Here is a 393-nt window from a genome sequence, read left to right as displayed (position 1 = left end):
ATTTTGCAGAGTTCCTTAAAGAGAGTTCTTCCACGCGCCTTAGAATACTCATCCCACCCACCTGTGTCGGTTTACGGTACGGGCAACATTAGCTAAACTTAGAAACTTTTCTTGGCTCGACGGCATCAGGGGTTCTTCTATCCATCCGAAGACTTCAAAAAGCCTTTCAGTTCTCGGAGTATTGTTATACGGATTTGCCTGTATAACCTCCTACGACCTTAGACTAGCACTTCCATCCGCTAGCCCCCTTAGCCCTAAGCGTCCTTCCATGGCACACTAATGTTGGTATTGGAATATTAACCAATTTGCCATCGTCTACCCCTTTCGGACTCGACTTAGGACCCGACTAACCCTACGATGACGAGCATCGCGTAGGAAACCTTGGGTTTACGG

The 393-nt window shown here is 47.6% G+C and carries 1 rRNA gene; it reads right to left on the bottom strand.

What is annotated here, in order from left to right:
* Positions 1 to 393 (bottom strand): 23S ribosomal RNA (locus E4T71_RS09195); the annotation flags it as partial.

This window comes from Streptococcus sp. WM07 (assembly GCF_004570525.1).
Classification (GTDB): domain Bacteria; phylum Bacillota; class Bacilli; order Lactobacillales; family Streptococcaceae; genus Streptococcus.
Note: the sequence above shows the minus strand (reverse complement) of the source record. Positions and strands in the feature narration are given on the sequence as shown.